Source organism: Pantoea sp. X-Soil-OKNW-713 (assembly GCF_059730685.1).
Genome location: NZ_AP035996.1, coordinates 520,420 through 537,618 on the forward strand (window position 1 = coordinate 520,420; position 17,199 = coordinate 537,618).

Here is a 17,199-nt window from a genome sequence, read left to right on the forward strand (position 1 = left end):
TCTATTGCCGCTCTGGCAACTGAATACCTAACCGTTGCAGACGACGATACAGTGTCATGCGGCTGATACCGAGCTGGCGTGCCGCAGCGCTGATATTCCAGTGCACCGCGCGCAGTTGACGCAACAACGCTTGGTGCTGGTCATCGCTCGCAGGCGGCTGGAATGGCTCGACAAAGCGCAGCGTATCAGGTAAGTCGTCCCACTCAATGACCCCGCTTTCACACATCGCCAGCGCGTACTGCAACGCATGATTAAGCTCACGCAGGTTCCCCGGCCAGCGATAGTTGACCAGCGCCTGACGCGCCCGATCGCTCAGTTGCGCCCGCCCTGCCAGCATCTGCTCAATCAGCCAGTTGCTATCTTTCCGTTCTCGCAGTGGCGGCAGGTGAACGCAGGCTCCTTGCAGGCGGTAAAGCAAATCTTCGCGGAATAACCCGTCAGCGACCCGTTGCGCCAGTGGATGGTGCGAAGCCGACAGCACGCGGATATCCACCTTTTGCGGCTGGCGCGCCCCAATGGGCGTCACTTCCTGCTCGGACAGCACGCGCAGCAGACGTGTCTGCATCTCCAGCGGCATATCGCCGATTTCATCCAGAAACAACGTACCGCCCTCGGCTGCCTGGATCAGGCCACGTCGCGCTTTACTCCCCGCCCCGGAAAAGCTGCCGGGCAGATGGCCAAACAATTCGCTTTCCAGCAGGCTGGCGGGAATTGCCGCACAGTTAACCGCAACGAAAGGGCCTTTGCATCGTGGGCTGGCCTGATGAAAAGCGCGGGCAAAATACTCTTTACCGCTACCGGTTTCACCCTGCACCAGCACATGCAGCGATGAGTCGAGCAAACGCGTGGCACGGCGCAGCTGTTGATCAAGTTGCGGGTCGCCACCGCTTAACGCGGCGAGTTCAGGTGACAACGTCACGCCTGTTGCGGGCGTTGGCCGCACCGGATGTATCGTCTGCGCATAAAAACGCTGCTGTCCGTTGATATCTTCCAACTGCTGGGTATAAAGCAACTGTTCCATCGGGCCGGGAAACAGCGCGGAGAGCGGTAACCCTAGCGGTTGTGGGTGCGCTTTCAGCCAATGCCTCGCCGCCGGATTCAGTCCTGTCAGACGACCATGCGCATCAAACGCCAGCAAAAACTCCGGTTCAATATCATGCCAGGCAGGATTGCGGCTCAGCTTCAGCACCCAGTCGTGACGATGGCGGTGCAGCAACCAGGCATTTTCGATTTTCTGTGCCTGCTGCTGTGCCAGTTGCATCACCAGATGCTGGCTGGTACGCGGCTGAGGTGAGGTCAGCGCAGAAATATCCAGTACCGCCTGCAGATCCCCCTGGGAATCAAACAACGGCACGGCGCTGCACGTCAACGGAATATGAGTCGCATCAAAATGGTCGGTTTGATGGATGGTGATGGCCTGCCGCGTGGCAAGCGCCGTACCCACGGCACAGGTGCCGGATAACGCTTCTGACCACTGCGCGCCAAGAAACAGCCCCGCGCGCCGCAAGCTGATTTCTGCGTCAACGTCGCCAAGATAATCAACGGCAACGCCCTGGGCATCGGCCAGCAGCAAAATGTAACCGGCCGGGGCAATCTGCTGATAAAGCTTATCCAGGCCCGGCTGCGCGACAAACCGCAGTTCTTCCAGCTGTTGACGATGCTCACGCAGCTGTCCCGCAGGGAGAATCCGCGCTTCCTGCAAACGACTGGGATCGAGGCCGTGGTGATTGACACAGCGTAACCAGGATGCCTGAACAGCATCACTGCCTTGCGGATTCAACACCTGCGCCGTCGTCGCCTGCTCGACGCTGGCAACCACGTTGGCGATATGTTCGCGCTGGCTCAGATTCACAGCCTTTCTCCTGCGTTACACCCCGGATAAGTGGAGCCACAGCATAGCGAATTAACACCTAATTAACAGATCTGGCGTAGAAAAATGTCACCTGGCACGATATAACCCTAAATCGGGACTTAATCCGCCACAGAGGAAATTATGGCGCTTTCACACGAACTGATGTTGATCTACACCACCTATTTTGTGGCTACTGCCAGCCCGGGTCCGAGCAACATGGCGATTATGGGCACAGCGATGAAACAGGGGCGTGGTGCGGCCCTGGCACTGGCGGGCGGTGTCATTAGTGGCTCGATGCTGTGGGCGCTGCTGGCGGCCTGTGGCGTGCTCACCGTACTGGCAACCTTTGCGCAGTTGCTGCTGGCGCTGAAGATCGGCGGCGGGTTGTATCTGCTGTGGCTGGCAAGCAAAGCCGGGCGTTCTGCGTTACGTAAACCAGATGCCCTGGAGTTTGCGCAGCGCAGCGGTGGAAGTGCGCACTATGGCCGGATGTTTCGCCAGGGGCTGCTGATGCATGTCGGTAATCCCAAAGCCATTCTCACCTGGGTGGCGATCATGTCGGTGGCATTGAAACCGGAAGCGGCGGCTTCCACCTTGCCGATAATTATCGCGGGATGTGCGGGGATTTGTGTGCTGGTGTTCTGCGGATATGCGCTGCTGTTTTCCACGGCACCGATGGCGACATTCTATCGTAAAATCCGTCGCGGTCTCGACGTATTGCTGGCCTGCTGCTTTGCGGTTGCCGGGCTGAAACTGGTGTTCAGCCGCACTTAGTCACTGGCGTCATTGCGTAGCGGCGCGATTTATCGCGCTGTTTTTCACCCACACGATTTATCGCGCCGCTACGAATTTTGTTTAAAATCAGGAATTGCCCGGCTTGCTGTCGGCCACTTCACTGAACGCCGGTTTCTGTTTGGACACAGAATAAACGACGTTTTTCGGACCTTTCGGATCGGTTGTCACGTCCACAGACTGAATTGTCACACGGCCAAAACCAAACAGCGTTTGCACGTAGCCACCGATTTTGTGTTTACCGGCTGAAACGTGGATCAATTTATCTTCGCCTTTCGTCAACAGACCGGCGTCCTGACCATCTACCGTCACATAAATCGCAGAACCATCGTCGGTACGTGTCACTTCATGGGTAACGTTGATGATGGTCGGGCCTTGCTCGAACGGCGACGCGATATCATTCGTGGAGATAGGGGCCGGAGTCGTAGTCGACGCAGTGTTGCTGGTGGCGTGGCGCGCGCAACCAGTCAGTAATGTCGCAGCCATCAGGCTGGCAAGTGTAAGACGCGAAAACATCGTGACGAAAAACCTATTCTGAATAAGAAGCATTTATTTTAGCGTGTGACGAGAAGTGATGACAGTCACACAATTCCAGTATTTTCCGAATTCAGACGCAATCCGAACAGTTCATCGCACGCAATGCCAAAAGGCGGCGGTTTTCCCGCCACCTGCTGACCTGAGATGATTGCGTGATACATCACGCCGCTACTGCAACGCGTAACGCGTCATTGGTGCCACCTGCTGAATCAGCCCATTCGCTTTCATATATTGCGCGAAAGCCTGATAACGCTGCGTATCCAGCGTTGCGCTGTGGCTGGCAAAATACGGCAACGTCGCCTGCCAGCCCTGACGATTCAGTGGCGTATTCAGTTCAGGATATTGCTTAATAAACGCCTGCCATGCCTGCTCAGGGTGCGCGCGTAACCAGGCGACACCGGCATCCAACCCGCGCAGAAACGCCGGGATACGTTTATCCTGCGCCGCCGTTTTCTGATTTGCCAGAATGATCAATTCGTCATAAGCCGGAACGCCAAAATCTTCCGGCTTAAAGACTACCGGCTTCGCGCCTTTGTCTTGCAAGTCCAGCAACTCATAGTTGCGGTACACCGTCATGGCCCCGTCAATTTTGTGCGTCAGCAGCGCCGACACCGCATCCATATTAAGGTTGATCAGTTTGACCGAATCCGGGTCAACCCCCTGCGATTTCAGCATGTTGCGAATAGCGACATCCTCAAAGCCAGGGATGGCATAACCGAGCGATTTCCCGGCAAAATCCTTCAGTGAATGGATATCAGCGGAAACGGTGGTCAGGGTGTTTAACGGTTGATTGATCAGCGTACCCACGCGAATGACCGGGACGTCTTTATCCACCAGCGTGTAGAGCTGCGGTTGATAGCTGATCGCCAGATCGGCCTTACCGGCCGCCAGCAGCAAGGGCACTGAAGCGGAGTCAGCCGGGGCGATCATCTCCACATCCAGCCCCTCTTTTTTAAACGCGCCGCTATATTGCGCGGCAAAAATGGCCGCATGATTCGGGTTAACGAACCAGTCGAGCAGCAGACGAACTTTTTCGTTCGCCTGAGCAACGCTGGAGGTCACCAGCAGCAATAACGCGGTTATCACCGTACCGAGGTTTTTCAAAATGCATCCTTATGTTGAGTGCCAGAGGGTTTTCTTACGTAGCAGGGCGACGCCGCCAGACAACAGCAACGCCAGAATCAGTAACAACAACAGCGCGGCGAAGCTGGTGGCAGTTTCCAGCCGGGCGTTGGACTGCATCATCAGGTAGCCCAGTCCTTCGCTGGCCCCTACCCATTCGCCAATCACCACGCCAATCGGCGCCAGCACCACCGCCATCTGTAAACCGGAGAAAAATTGCGGCAGCGCGGCGGGCCAGCGCACCTGCCAGAACAGGCGAAAGCGTGAAGCGTTGAGGGTTTGCGCCAGCTCCAGCCAGCCCGGCGGTGTGCGGCACAGGCCATCAAACAAGGAGAGACACAGAGGAAAGAACAGGATCAACGCCGCCACCACCACTTTGGACGCGATGCCAAACCCCAGCCACAGCACCAGCAGCGGGGCCAGCGCAAACACCGGAATCGCCTGGCTGGCAGTGACCAGCGGAAACAGCAGGCGGCGTATCGTTGGACTTCCCGCCATCAGCACGGCAAAAACTATCCCCGCACCGACGCCCAACAACAGCGCCAGCACCATTTCCGCCAGGGTATATAACAAGTGATGCCACAGCAGCGCGCGATGCAGCCACAACGCCTCCAGCACCGCCTGCGGCGCGGGCAACAGAAAATTTGGCACGCCACTGTGGCGCGCCAGCAGCCAGGCGCATAACAACACCGCCAATAAGTAGATGGCACTAAACAGATTTTTCTTCATCTTGATTCAATCGGGTAAACAACTGGCCCTGTGCCTGCAACAGGCCGGGATCATCGATCGGGCGGGGAGCCGCGCCGTCTGGCTCCGGCCAGGCTTCGATCCGCAACGGCTGGCCGCTCAGCAGCAGAATGTCATCCGCCATGCGGCAGGCTTCCAGCGGGTCATGCGTCACCAGCAGCACGGTTTTTCCCTGCAACAAGGTCGCGGTCAGCGTTTGCAGGCTGAGTTTGGTCATCACATCCAGAGTGGCAAAGGGTTCATCCATCAGCACCACATCGCGTCCGGCGTACAGGGTGCGCGCCAGCGCCACGCGTTGCCGCATACCGCCGGAGAGCGTCTCGGGTCGGGCATGAGCAACATCGGCCAGTTTGACCTGCTCGAGCAGATGCTCAGCCCGTGCGCGGTCTGGCTTTTCGCCATTCAGCCGTGCCGCCAACATCACGTTGTCCTGCACCGACAGCCACGGATAGAGCAAATCCTGCTGCCCCATCCAGGCCACGCTGTCGCTGATGCCGCGTATGCTGCCCTGTTGCGGTTGCAGCAAACCGGCCACCAGACGCAGCAAGGTACTTTTGCCAATGCCGCTGCGCCCCAGCAGCACCGTGGTTTTACCGCCACGCAGTCGCAAATCGAGCTGCTGACATAGCGGGTGCCCTCCCCAGCTAAAGCTGAGATCGTGCAGCGTAATATCCGGGTTCATGGTCGATTGGCCGCCAGAATCGCCAGTCGGGTGCAGCCACGCTGCGCCAGCGCGCTTGCCGCCTGGGCAGCACGAATACCGCTGGCGCACACCAGCACAATGCGCCGATCAGCAGGTGGCTGCCAGGCATCAAGTTGTTGCGGCAGAATGCGTTGCGCCCAGGCCGCCACGCTAACCGGGGCTTCCTCGCGACTCCGCAACTCGACAATGCAATCCTCAGCGCTGAGAAGTCGGGTATCAATAAAGGGCACGCCGGGTTGATCCGGCTCGCCTGCGCCATCAAAACGGAACTGGCGAAAATGCCAGTGCACAAAATCGCAGTTGACCAGGCAACCCAGCGGCGAAGGTGCAAACCCCAGCAACACGCTGAGTGCCATCTGCGCCTGTAACGCCCCGAGCGCGGCGACGGCCGGTCCCATCACGCCTGCGGTGTTGCAGTTGGCTGCGCTGGTGGGTAAACATGGAAATAGCGCGCGGTAACTCGGTGCTGAGCCGCAAAATCCGCCGACATAACCCTGTCGCCCCAGTACCGACGCGCTGATCAGCGGGATACCCAATGGATGGCAGGCATCCGACAGTTGATAGGTCACGGCGAAGTTATCCGCTGCATCGATCACCAGGTCGATGTTATGTAGCGCCTGCTGCACATTGCTGGCGGTTAACGGCAACGGCAACGGCTCCACCCGCACCAGTGGGTTACGCCGCAGCAACGCGCGCTGCGCGCTGATGACTTTAGGTTGCGCCACATCCTGCATATCAAACAGCGTCTGACGGTGCAGATTGTGCAGCGCCACCTCATCGTCATCGTACAGGCGGATATAACCGACACCCGCTCCCACCAGCAACGGCAGGAGCGTGGAACCCAGCCCACCCGCGCCCACCACTAGCACCCGAGCCTGACTCAGCCGCTGCTGCCCCTGCTCGCCAATTTCCGGCAACATCATCTGACGTTGGTAGCGATCCATGATTAGTACCCTCCGCCGAAGGTCGCCAGGCCAAAGATCGGCGTGGAGGCGGCAGCCATATCGCGTTTCTCCATCAGGCCACCGTCATGCGCAGCTTTTCCTGCCTCGATCGCCTGGCGAAAGGCTCCTGCCATCCGCACCGGGTCACCCGCTTTAGCCACGGCGGTATTGAGCAATATGGCATCGAAACCCAGCTCCATTGCCTGTGCTGCCTGCGAGGGGGCACCGATGCCCGCATCGATAATCAATGGAACATCACGGAACCAGGCCCGCATCGCGCGCAGGCCATCAATGTTACGTAGCCCCTGGCCGGAACCGATGGGTGCGCCCCACGGCATCAGCACTTCGCAGCCGGCTTCAAGCAATTTTTCACCGACGATCAAATCTTCAGTGGTGTAGGGGAATACCTGAAAGCCATCGGCGCAAAGGATGCGCGCCGCTTCCACCAGCGCGAAGGGATCAGGTTGTAGCGTGTCGGCATGGCCAATCACCTCCAGCTTGATCCACGGGGTGTTAAACAATTCACGCGCCATCTGCGCCGTGGTCACGGCTTCCTGCACCGTGTGGCACCCGGCAGTGTTCGGCAGCACGCGCACATCCAGTTGCGCAAGAAGTTCACGGAAGGCGGCCCCGGCGGCCCCTTCACGCCGCAGGCTGACGGTAATGATCTCGCTGCCGCCAGCCGCAATCGCCTGCTGCAAAATCGCCGGTGAGGGATAACCTGCGGTACCAAGCAGAAAACGGGATTGCGGTTCAAAGCCATAAAACATCATTAGCCCCCCTGCATCGGTGATAACACTTCGAGCTGACAACCCTCTTCCAGTTGCTGACTGTCGTAACGGGATTTGGGGACAAAAGTACCGTTGTAGGCGGTTGCCACGCAGGCCGCGTCAATCTGCTGCTCACGCAGCAGTTCGGCCAGGGTACCGGCGGCCGTCAGCACCGGGCGACCGTTAAGCTGAATATTCATGAAGTTGTTCCGAAGTTAAACGCTGCATCAGTTGTTCCGCCATCAGCGGAGCCAACAGGAAGCCGTGGCGGTACATCCCGTTAAGGTAAAATGTCCCGTTTTGATAGTGGATTTCCGGCAGATTTGCCGGATACGCCGGACGCAAACCGCTGGCGCTTTCGACAATACGCGCTTCGGCCAACGCCGGGTGGATGGCCCAGGCCGCGCTCAGCAACTCCATCATGGCACGGGCGCTGATCGGGCTGGCATCATGGCTTTCGACCATAGTTGCACCGAGCATAAAATGGCCGCCGCGACGCGGCACCAGATAGCACGGAAAGCGCGGATGCAGCAGACGAATCGGGCGTGAGAAGCGCACCTCATCGCTGTGTAAAATCAACATCTCACCCCGCACCGCCCGCAGGCCTGGCAACGCTGTTGCCGCATGGATGCCCCGGCAGTCAATCACCTGCCCCGACGGCTTCCCGTGGTGAAAAGCCACCCCACGTTGCTGCAACTTTTCACGCATTTCATTCAGTGCCAGGCGAGGATCGAGATGCCCCTCCTGCGCAAAAAACAGACCACGGGCAAAGCGCCCGGCGAGGGCTGGCTCCACGTCTGCCGGATCAATCCATTGATGTTGTTCGGTCATGCGGGCAAAGCGGTTCAGTTCCTGGCTGTCGCGTGGTGGTGCCACCACCAGCGTGCCCTGATGTTCAACGCAACTGACGCGTTGCTGCCACCAGGCTGCGGAGTGCTGTCCCAACTCGATGACGGCGCGTGGTGCGCTTTCCGCTTCACACCAGGGTGCGAGCATACCCCCGGCAAACCAGGAGGCGGGCTGACGCGTGTCATCGCTAATCACTTCAAGCTGTTCACCGCGTTCGGCGAGTAAGGTCGCAACACACAGGCCCGCAACACCGCCACCAAGTACAGACCAGCGGCTCATAGCGGGTATTCCGTAATACAAAGGGGAGAATTCACATCGGCCTCTCAGTTTTCGCACTGAGACCCGGGATACAGGAGGAGGGAAATGACACGCGCAACGGAAAAACGTCCCGATGTCAGACAGCCGCAATGACAGGCTGTCAGTCTTCCTACGCCAGTATCAACTGGGTCAGGTTCAAAGGGTCGCTAAGCCGCGCACTGCGCTTTTAGCCTCTCAGTCTCTTGAGCGAGACTCCCCCGACGCGTCTATTTGTATTGCAGCCGCCAGGCTACGTCAAGTGTAAGCCCGGCAACAAAGCCTAACCTTTAAAAATTCCCTGTTTCAGGTTCATCCATTTTTCTCCATGATTTGCGCGTATTCTCGTCCCCTCATCCTGAAATCCGGCAGGTAAATTATGTGTGCTGATTCAATCATTTCAGCCATTCTGGTGTGTGTATTCGGCGTGATCATTTTGTGGGTGGTGTTCTGCCCCTGAGCCGTCAGGCAAAATAAGAGTAGCGATGCCAGGTGAGCAGCGGAATTTTGCTGTCACTGAACGACTGACCGCTGCCCGGCTGTTGCAACAGGGCGAGGCACAGGTCGATCTCCCGACGAATATCATGGCCGAGCACCAAATCCAGGGTGCCGTTCTCCAGCAGCAGTCGGCTCGCTTCACTCAATTCATGGCCGATAAATATCACCTGATCCTGTACGCCAAAATCGGTTAACGCGCGCGCCACCCCTTCGTTACCGCCTGCGGTGTTGTAGATCCCTGCCAACGGGTTCCCCCGCTCCAGCCATTTTTTTACGCTGAGATACGCGGTTTCCGCTTCGTCGTTAATGTTGACGCGATCACGAATGGTTAACCAGGGGAATGCCTCGCGCAACACGCGGCGAAAGCCAATCTCACGCTCCTCCTGGGTACGATAGGTCGAACTACAAATCAGCAGAATATTGCCCGATTGCTGTGCGGGCAGCATACGGCCCATAAACCAGCCCGCAGTGGCTCCGGCAGCGACCTGATCGATACCCACATAGGCGCTGCGCCGCGAATTGGGCAGATCGCTGGTCAGACAAATGACCGGGACTCCATCATCAATCGCCGCTTTAACCGCACGATTTATTTTTACCTCATCGCGACACACCAGGATGATGCCGCTACTTGTGGCGGCTCGCCGGGTAATCAGTTGGCTGAAGCGTTCGGCATTGAATTGCACGTTCGGCACGCTATCGAGGCTGAAATGGAGCTGGGGATAATCATTGATAGCAGCGCGTACCTGTTGCTCCACCTGATGGAGAAAACTGGAACCGGATTCGCAAATAATCGCAATGCGCGTTCTGTTAGCACTCGGGTTGCCGGTAGCTGCGTTCAATCCCAGCCGCTGCATCGCGTCTGCCACTTTTTTGCGCGTCACTTCCCTTACGCCTTCGCGACCATTCAGCACCCGGTCAACGGTGGCGGGACTGACGGCAGCTTCCTGCGCGATTTGTTTGATCGACGGCGATTTCCAGTGATGTTGCTTCATGGCATGTCCTGATGTCATCTACCTCACAGGCAATCAGTATCCGTACATCCTGACAAAAAGCAAAATCAATCAAATGCATGAAATACAACGAATTATTCACATTTGATGTTAGTTACATCAAAAAAGCCTGTGATCTACCTCATCAATTCATCACGCCGCCGGGGCTTTGTTTTGACTTGATCTGCGCCCGCATCGATTAATAACGCCACAACCTTTCTACCCCCGAGGAATAACCAATGCTGAATGTCGCTTTATTGGGTGCCGGTCGTATCGGCCAGATCCACGCAGGAAATATCGCTGCCCATCCGCAGTGTCGGCTGGCGTATGTTATGGATGTCTATGTTCCGGCAGCGACGGCGCTGGCCGAGAAGTATGGCGCGACAGTTGCCGACCTCGCCACCATCCTGGCAGACAGCAGCATCGATCTGGTGGCGATTTGCAGTGCCACCAACACCCATGCCGATTTGATTGAAGCCGCCGCGAGAGCGAACAAAGCCATCTTCTGTGAAAAACCGGTCGATCTCAGCCTGGCGCGCGTGCAAAGCTGCCTTGCCACGGTGCGGGAAGCAGGTGTGCCGTTGATGATTGGTTTTAACCGCCGTTTTGATCCCAGCATGGCACACCTGCAATCCAGCCTGCGCGCCGGGGAGATTGGCAGCACCGAGCTGGTGACCATCAGCTCGCGCGATCCGGGTGCACCACCGCCGGAATACGTGAAAGTCTCCGGTGGCTTGTTCCGCGATATGACGATTCACGATTTTGATATGGCACGTTGGTTACTGGATGAGGAACCCGTCTCGGTATATGCCTCCGCTTCAGCGTTGGTTGATCCCCAAATCAAAGCGGCAGGCGATGTCGATACCGCCGTGGTCACCCTGACCTGCGCCAGCGGCAAGATGGCGGTGATCACCAACAGCCGTCGCGCCAGCTATGGTTACGATCAACGCATTGAGGTCCACGGTAGCGAGGGGATGTTAGCAGTGACCAATCAACTGGAAAGTCAGTTGGTGAAATCGGTGGCGATGGGGGTCGTGGCGCAAAAACCGCAGCACTTTTTCCTGCAACGCTACGCCGAAGCCTATCGCAACGAGTTAGCGACCTTTGTTGAGGCACTGGCAAAAGGGGAAGGAGAATACCCGAGTGGGAATGATGGCTTGCAGGCCCTGCTGCTGGCGGATGCGGCGCTGGCATCGTTGAAAACCGGTAAACCGGTAGCACCGGCATCGTTGTTATAAGCGATAAAATTTTGCACCTGATGGCGCGGCGCGATTTATCACGCAAAAAATTTTGCACCTATGTAGCTACCGTCTTGAACGTCAAGCGGTAGCTGCGTAATTTTCATCCCACTTCATCCGCGTTTTCAGCACCCCGAAGCACTGATGAACCAGCTTGCGCATCACCGCTCCAAGCGCAGCCTTGCTGGCTTTGCCCTTCGCGATTAGCCTCTGGTACAGCGCCTTCGCCGGGGCATTCCACCTGATCGCTACAATCGCCGCCATATACAGTTTCGCCCTTACGTCTGCCGGGCCTGTTTTTGACATCCGTGCACGCCCCCTGACTGAGCTACCGGACGTTTTTTCCACCGGTACCACACCCAGCCACGCAGCGACCTGTGAAGCACTCCGGAACGGACACGAGCGCAGCACCGACAGCATTGTCGTGCCCACCACGCTGCCTATTCCTTTTATCGATTCCAGCAGCTCACGGTCTTCCTTCAGACCCGGATGATTATCTGTGTGGTCTGAGATGAGCGCTTCAATACGCTTCAGCTCGTCCCTGTGGGCTTTCAGGGTTCTCTCCAGCGAGTCAATGATTTCAGGCGCTGTGCGGGTTGAATGGGCCTTTTCCAGTCGGTTCTCCGCCCGCTGGACATCAGCCTGAAGTGAGTCCCGCAGACGCACCAGCTCCCGAAGTTTACGGACCTCCGGGGAGGGGGGCACCCAGGCATCAGGCTGTTTCAGCTCGCCATAACGGGCCAGGATGTAAGCATCAACGGAGTCGTTTTTAGTCAGGATAGCCATTCCACGGGCGAACTCCCTGACCCGCTGAGGATTGCTGATGCAGACTGTGACGGGGGTATTTTCATGAAGACCAAAGGCGACGTTTTCGTGATAAATGCCGGTCGCTTCGAGCACCACCATCACCTGTTCAGGATGGCATTTTTGCCTGATTAACCAGTCATTTATCTCCCGGTCGGCGTCGGGATGATTTTTGAGGGTTTTGGTTTTCTTTTTCCCGTTGCCGGGCAACAGGCAGAGGTCGAGTTTGTTTTTACTGACATCAATACCGAGATAAATCATAAGACAGCTCCCTTTCACATGAACCATCACGCCATCTTGCCTTGTACATACGAAGTCAGAGCTTCTGGTTACCGTTCAGAGTAGATGCTGGCGTGAAAGGAGAAACGGAGGGCTTTAAGCTACGACACAAGATCGAGTCTTAAGCGGCGCGACAAGCTGCCTCCGTTTCGTGTAACGGGTAGCTAACCAGTTACAACTTCAAGATACAAGCGGCGCGATTTATCGCGCAAATGAGAACAGAGGAGGCCATCAGGCCTCCCCTTTATAACTTAACGCTGAGGATGATTCACTTCCAGCGGACGCAGATCAAACACCAATACTTCCGCATCTTTGCCGTTAGCGAATTGCAGCGCGGTTTCGTTGCGTACGCGCGCGCCGTCTCCGGCGTTAAACACCACACCGTTCACTTCGATGCTGCCGCGCGCCACATGGATGTAAGCATAGCGATCGGCATCCAGCGCCAGGGTCTGCTGCTCGGCACCATCAAACAATCCGGCATAGATACGGATATCCTGGCGGATACTCAGCGAACCGGCATCACCCTCGGGCGATACAATCAGACGCAGCTGACCACGTTTGTCACCTTCTGCCACCGAAATCTGCTGGTAGCCAGGTTGGGTGCCGCGTTCTGCCGGTACGATCCAGATTTGCAGGAAATGCACGTTTTCCGCTTTTGAGTGGTTAAACTCGCTGTGCGTCACGCCGCTACCGGCGCTCATCAACTGCACGTCACCGGGGACAATCACCGAACCGGTGCCCATCGAGTCTTTATGCTCCAGCGCGCCTTCCAGCACATAAGAGATGATCTCCATGTTGCTGTGCGGATGCGCACCAAAACCGCGACCCGGTGCCACCTGGTCATCGTTAATCACCAGCAAATCTGAGAAACCGGTTTGTTTCGGGTCCCAGTAGTTAGCGAACGAGAAGGTATGGCGTGAATGCAACCAGCCGTGGTCACCAAGGCCGCGCTGGGCTGACAATCTTTGTTCAATCATGGTCTGCTCCTCAAATTTGTTGGTGGAAGACGATTTCGCTTCCTGATGGGACTCAGTATACGTAAACTGAAACGCCCAACAATGCGTTGCATTGACAATGACTGTCACCAATAAGTGGACAATATGCAGATAGATGACCTGCGCATTTATGTCGCCGTAATTAAAGCCGGTAACTTCACTGCGGCTGCCGAGCAGTTGATGCTTTCCAAACAATATGTCAGCCGCCGCATAGCCGCGCTGGAGGAGTCACTCGGGGCGCGCCTGCTCAATCGCAACACGCGCAAGTTGTCGGTGACAGATAACGGCCAGTTGTTTGCCCGCCATGCGCAGCGCATTCTGGATGATGTGCAGGAAGCGGAGTTGGCGGTATCCGGACGCCGTCAGGTGCTCCAGGGCAGTTTCCGTCTCAGCGTGCCGATGTCATTTGGTATCAGCCATCTTTCGCCCTATATCGCTGAATTCCTCAGCATGCATCCGGCGTTGCAATTCCAGGTGGAGCTGGCAGACCGCTATGTCGATATGATTGGCGAAGGTTTTGATATGGCGATTCGCATCGGAACCCTGCCCGATTCCACCCTGATTGCCAAAAAGTTGGGTGAGTTTCGTCGGGTGATTTGTGCCAGCCCGCGCTACCTGCAAGGAGCCGATGCACCACGTAAACCTGACGATCTGCTCGATCACGCCTGTCTGCGCTATGGTCGCGAGAGCCAGACCGGCTGGGAACTGTTCCGGGGTGAACAGCGTGAGGTGATTAACGTGCAGGGACCGATGGTCAGCAACAACGGGGAGATGCTGCGCGATGCAGCGATGGCCGGGCTGGGACTGATTCTGCTACCTGAATTTATCGTCGCCCCTGCCCTCGCCAGTGGCGATCTGGTGACGGTGCTGGATGACTGGCACCCTTCTTCGTTGAGCCTGAATGCGTTGTATCCGCAGCATCGTCAGCGTAGTGAGGTGAACCGGGTTTTTATGGCGTTTTTGCAGCAGAAGCTGGCTTAAACGTAGCTATATTCCGTAGCGGTGCGATTTATCGCGCGCCTTTGACATCATGAACGCGGACTGAATGCGCGATAAATCGCGCTGCTACGAATATCATCCCGTTTGCTTTGCCAGCAGCGCCGCACCCCGCATCCCGCCATCATGAGCAAAGCGTCCCGGCACCACCAGCGGCTGGGTGCTACGGCGTAACACATACCCTTGCACCACCTCATCCAGCGCAGCAATCAATAGCGTCACAGATGCCAGCCCGCCGCCAACCACCACCACCGATGCGCCGGTCATATTGATACAGTACGCCAGCGGTTGCCCCACCAGTTGCAACCAGGCGGTGATGGTTTTCTCCGCCAGCGCCTCCTGTTGTTGCCAGCGCGCGATAATATCGATACTGGTCGCCATTTCGCCATGCAACACCCGGTGCAGATTCTCCATGCCGCGAGCACCGCCCCAGCTATCCAGACACCCTTTTTGTCCACAGGGACAGGACAAACGAGGCAGGCGATGCCACTCACCGGCAATTTCTACCTCGGTCAGGGCGATCGGGCCATGTCCCCATTCACCGGTTAAACCATTTTGCCCGATGATAATGCGGCCATCAGCCACCAGACCACCACCCACGCCAGAACCCAGGATGGCACCAAACACCACCTTATGCCCCTTACCCGCCCCGGCTAACGCTTCCGCCAGGGTGAAACAATCAGCGTCGTTATGCACCACCACCTGACGCTGTAATTCAACGCTCAACTCCTGCGCCAGTTTACGTTGATGAAAGGCCGGAATATTGCTGGCAAAGATTTCACCGCTATCCGGTGTGACAATACCGGCTGTGGAGATCGCCACCGGGCTGCTGGCGCTAAAATGCGCGTGATGCTGCTCGATCATGCTGCGCATCAGCCGGATAAATTCAGGCCAGGCGCTGGTCGGCATCTTCTCCTGACCGAGCAAGGTCAGTTCACCGTCTCCCTGCACTTTCCCCAGTTTGATAAACGAACCACCTAAATCGAAACAAATCACTGTATTCATAAACGCTTATCCATCACATCGCGTAAGCCGTCACCCAGCACGTTAAAGCCGAGTACGGTAATCAAAATCGCCAGACCAGGGAAAAGTGACACGTAGATATTCAGACCGAGAAAATTGCGACCATCGCTCATCATGGTGCCCCATTCCGGCATGGGGGGCTGCACCCCCAATCCCAGAAACGACAGGCTGGCGGCAGAGAGTACCACCGCCCCCGCCGTCAGGGTGGATTGCACAATCAGCGGGCCAATCGAGTTACGCAAAATATAGTGGGTGATAATGCGCGGATAGCGCACTCCGAGCATATGCGCCGCCTCGATATACTCCATATTTTTCAGTCCCAGCGTCAGGTTGCGGCTCAGGCGTGCATACACCGGGATGGAGAACAACGAGATGGCGATCAGCATATTGGTTAAGCCTTCGCCCAACACGCTGACAATCAGAATCGCCAGTACGATACCGGGAAAGGCGAAGATGATGTCCATCAGCCACATGATTGCCGCATCCAGTTTACGCCCCGCCAGACCCGAGATAATGCCAAGCGGAATACCGATCACCATCGAAATCGCCACGCTCAGGCACACCTCAAACAGCGAGATACGCGCGCCAAAAATCACGCGCGAGAAAATATCCCGACCATAATCATCCGTGCCAAACCAGTGGGCGGCGGAGGGAGCCTGTAAGGTGTTAAGCAGATCCTGTTCAATCGGGTCCCAGTGGGTGATCCAGGGAGCAAGCAACGCAGCCAGCACCACCAGCAACACCAGCCCGCCCCCGATCGCGATTGACGGATACATCGCCAGAGAGTGCAGCAATTTTCTGCTGCGCGAGCGACGCGGCAGCACGGTCGTTTCGAGGCTGTTCATCAGTCGAACCTTATTTTCGGATTCAGCAACCCGATGAGAATCTCACCCACCAGGTTCATCAACACCACACCGGTCACCGCCACCAGCGTCACCCCCTGAATTACCGGGTAATCACGATAGCGCACTGAATCTACCAGCAGACGGCCAATGCCAGGCCAGTTGAACACCGACTCCGTTACGACCGCCCCGCCAATCAGGCTACCGAAGTTCAATGCCACAATGGTAACGATGGGGATCAACGCGTTACGCAAGGCATGCTTCCAGTGAATGCTGCGCGCCGATAACCCTTTGGCTTTAGCGGTGCGGATATAATCCTGACTCAATACATCAAGCATGCTGGAGCGTGTCATACGGGCGATCATCGCCATTGGCAAAATCGCCAGCGTCACCGTCGGCATAATGTAGTTGCGCCACGAATCCGCCCCCAGCAATGGCAGCCAGCCAAGTTGCACCGCGAAATAGTTCATCGCCAGCAATGCCAGCCAGAAGTTGGCAATCGAGGCTCCGGCAATGGTCAGCACCATCACCACCTGATCCGGGATACGCTGACGATAGATTGCCCCGGTCATTCCGGCGGGGACACCGATGGCGATGGCCAGCAGATAGGCCAGCGCCGCCAGCGACAAGGTATAGGGCAAGCGTTCACTGATTTCAGTCATCACCGGACGCTGCGACTGCAACGACATGCCAAGATTGCCGTGCAACGCTTCCAGGGCAAATCTGGCATATTGCAGCGGCAGTGGCTGATCCAGACCCAGCCGGATGCGCATATTATCCACCGCTTCCTGCGGCGCTTCCGGCCCGGCCATCAGGCGTGCCGGATCGCCCGGCAACGCGCGGATGGCGATAAACACGATGATTGACACGCCAAAGATAATCAGCGGCAGTGACAGCACCTTTTTCGCGACATAGGCTTTCATAA

Annotated in this window: 18 protein-coding genes and 1 riboswitch; of the genes, 3 read left to right on the plus strand and 15 right to left on the minus strand. The window is 57.0% G+C overall.

What is annotated here, in order from left to right; genetic code table 11:
* Window position 1 precedes the first annotated feature (1 nt).
* Complete coding sequence (locus tag AC6I8R_RS22825) at window positions 2-1,852, minus strand: sigma-54-dependent Fis family transcriptional regulator (RefSeq protein ID WP_497832984.1); 1,851 nt, start codon at window positions 1,850-1,852, stop codon at window positions 2-4.
* Window positions 1,853-1,993: 141 nt separating this feature from the next.
* On the opposite strand from AC6I8R_RS22825, the gene AC6I8R_RS22830 reads away from it, so the two are divergent.
* Window positions 1,994-2,626: a LysE family translocator gene (locus tag AC6I8R_RS22830; protein WP_497832985.1), complete on the plus strand. Its 633-nt coding sequence runs from the start codon at window positions 1,994-1,996 to the stop codon at window positions 2,624-2,626.
* An 87-nt stretch (window positions 2,627-2,713) separates the two neighbouring features.
* Here AC6I8R_RS22830 and AC6I8R_RS22835 read toward each other — a convergent pair whose 3' ends face one another.
* The 9 genes from AC6I8R_RS22835 to AC6I8R_RS22875 form a co-directional block, all read right to left on the minus strand.
* Entirely contained in the window at window positions 2,714-3,160 is a 447-nt protein-coding gene (locus AC6I8R_RS22835; protein ID WP_208726290.1) for a hypothetical protein, read from the minus strand.
* Between the two features lie 189 nt (window positions 3,161-3,349).
* The gene (locus tag AC6I8R_RS22840) at window positions 3,350-4,285 is read right to left on the minus strand and encodes an ABC transporter substrate-binding protein (protein ID WP_497832986.1); all 936 of its coding nucleotides are present in this window, start codon (window positions 4,283-4,285) and stop codon (window positions 3,350-3,352) included.
* A gap of 9 nt (window positions 4,286-4,294) precedes the next feature.
* Complete coding sequence (locus tag AC6I8R_RS22845) at window positions 4,295-5,032, minus strand: ABC transporter permease (protein WP_497832987.1); 738 nt, start codon at window positions 5,030-5,032, stop codon at window positions 4,295-4,297.
* Complete coding sequence (locus tag AC6I8R_RS22850; RefSeq protein WP_497832988.1) at window positions 5,013-5,732, minus strand: ABC transporter ATP-binding protein; 720 nt, start codon at window positions 5,730-5,732, stop codon at window positions 5,013-5,015. The genes AC6I8R_RS22845 and AC6I8R_RS22850 overlap by 20 nt, the downstream gene beginning before the upstream one ends.
* Window positions 5,729-6,697 carry a ThiF family adenylyltransferase gene (locus AC6I8R_RS22855; RefSeq protein WP_415174362.1) on the minus strand — a complete coding sequence of 323 codons (969 nt, stop codon included), beginning with the start codon at window positions 6,695-6,697 and terminating at the stop codon, window positions 5,729-5,731. The genes AC6I8R_RS22850 and AC6I8R_RS22855 overlap by 4 nt, the downstream gene beginning before the upstream one ends.
* A gap of 2 nt (window positions 6,698-6,699) precedes the next feature.
* On the minus strand, window positions 6,700-7,467 hold the full coding sequence (locus tag AC6I8R_RS22860; RefSeq protein WP_497833063.1) for a thiazole synthase: 768 nt from the start codon (window positions 7,465-7,467) through the stop codon (window positions 6,700-6,702).
* 2 nt (window positions 7,468-7,469) lie between these two features.
* Window positions 7,470-7,667 carry a sulfur carrier protein ThiS gene (thiS, locus tag AC6I8R_RS22865; RefSeq protein ID WP_497832989.1) on the minus strand — a complete coding sequence of 66 codons (198 nt, stop codon included), beginning with the start codon at window positions 7,665-7,667 and terminating at the stop codon, window positions 7,470-7,472.
* A complete protein-coding gene (locus AC6I8R_RS22870; protein WP_497832990.1) occupies window positions 7,651-8,595 on the minus strand; it encodes an FAD-dependent oxidoreductase in 945 nt (314 codons plus the stop codon). Before AC6I8R_RS22870 ends, thiS begins: the two co-directional genes overlap by 17 nt.
* Before the next feature lie 128 nt (window positions 8,596-8,723).
* A riboswitch (TPP riboswitch) is annotated at window positions 8,724-8,843 on the minus strand.
* Window positions 8,844-9,074: 231 nt separating this feature from the next.
* Window positions 9,075-10,100 carry a LacI family DNA-binding transcriptional regulator gene (locus AC6I8R_RS22875; RefSeq protein WP_497832991.1) on the minus strand — a complete coding sequence of 342 codons (1,026 nt, stop codon included), beginning with the start codon at window positions 10,098-10,100 and terminating at the stop codon, window positions 9,075-9,077.
* 236 nt (window positions 10,101-10,336) lie between these two features.
* Here AC6I8R_RS22875 and iolG point away from each other — a divergent pair, with 236 nt between their 5' ends.
* The gene (gene iolG, locus AC6I8R_RS22880) at window positions 10,337-11,335 is read left to right on the plus strand and encodes an inositol 2-dehydrogenase (RefSeq protein WP_497832992.1); all 999 of its coding nucleotides are present in this window, start codon (window positions 10,337-10,339) and stop codon (window positions 11,333-11,335) included.
* A gap of 81 nt (window positions 11,336-11,416) precedes the next feature.
* Here the strand turns inward: iolG and AC6I8R_RS22885 are convergent, their stop codons facing one another.
* Entirely contained in the window at window positions 11,417-12,400 is a 984-nt protein-coding gene (locus AC6I8R_RS22885; protein ID WP_497831835.1) for an IS110 family RNA-guided transposase, read from the minus strand.
* 269 nt (window positions 12,401-12,669) lie between these two features.
* Complete coding sequence (locus AC6I8R_RS22890; protein ID WP_415174366.1) at window positions 12,670-13,395, minus strand: pirin family protein; 726 nt, start codon at window positions 13,393-13,395, stop codon at window positions 12,670-12,672.
* 123 nt (window positions 13,396-13,518) lie between these two features.
* On the opposite strand from AC6I8R_RS22890, the gene AC6I8R_RS22895 reads away from it, so the two are divergent.
* A complete protein-coding gene (locus AC6I8R_RS22895; RefSeq protein WP_497832993.1) occupies window positions 13,519-14,394 on the plus strand; it encodes a LysR family transcriptional regulator in 876 nt (291 codons plus the stop codon).
* 93 nt (window positions 14,395-14,487) lie between these two features.
* Here the strand turns inward: AC6I8R_RS22895 and AC6I8R_RS22900 are convergent, their stop codons facing one another.
* The 3 genes from AC6I8R_RS22900 to AC6I8R_RS22910 are packed head-to-tail and all read right to left on the minus strand — an operon-like array spanning window position 14,488 to window position 17,197.
* Window positions 14,488-15,414 carry an ROK family protein gene (locus AC6I8R_RS22900; protein WP_497832994.1) on the minus strand — a complete coding sequence of 309 codons (927 nt, stop codon included), beginning with the start codon at window positions 15,412-15,414 and terminating at the stop codon, window positions 14,488-14,490.
* Entirely contained in the window at window positions 15,411-16,277 is an 867-nt protein-coding gene (locus AC6I8R_RS22905; RefSeq protein WP_497832995.1) for an ABC transporter permease, read from the minus strand. The genes AC6I8R_RS22900 and AC6I8R_RS22905 overlap by 4 nt, the downstream gene beginning before the upstream one ends.
* Window positions 16,277-17,197, minus strand: a complete 921-nt coding sequence (locus AC6I8R_RS22910; RefSeq protein WP_497832996.1) for an ABC transporter permease — start codon at window positions 17,195-17,197, stop codon at window positions 16,277-16,279. Before AC6I8R_RS22910 ends, AC6I8R_RS22905 begins: the two co-directional genes overlap by 1 nt.
* Between the last annotated feature and the right edge of the window lie 2 nt (window positions 17,198-17,199).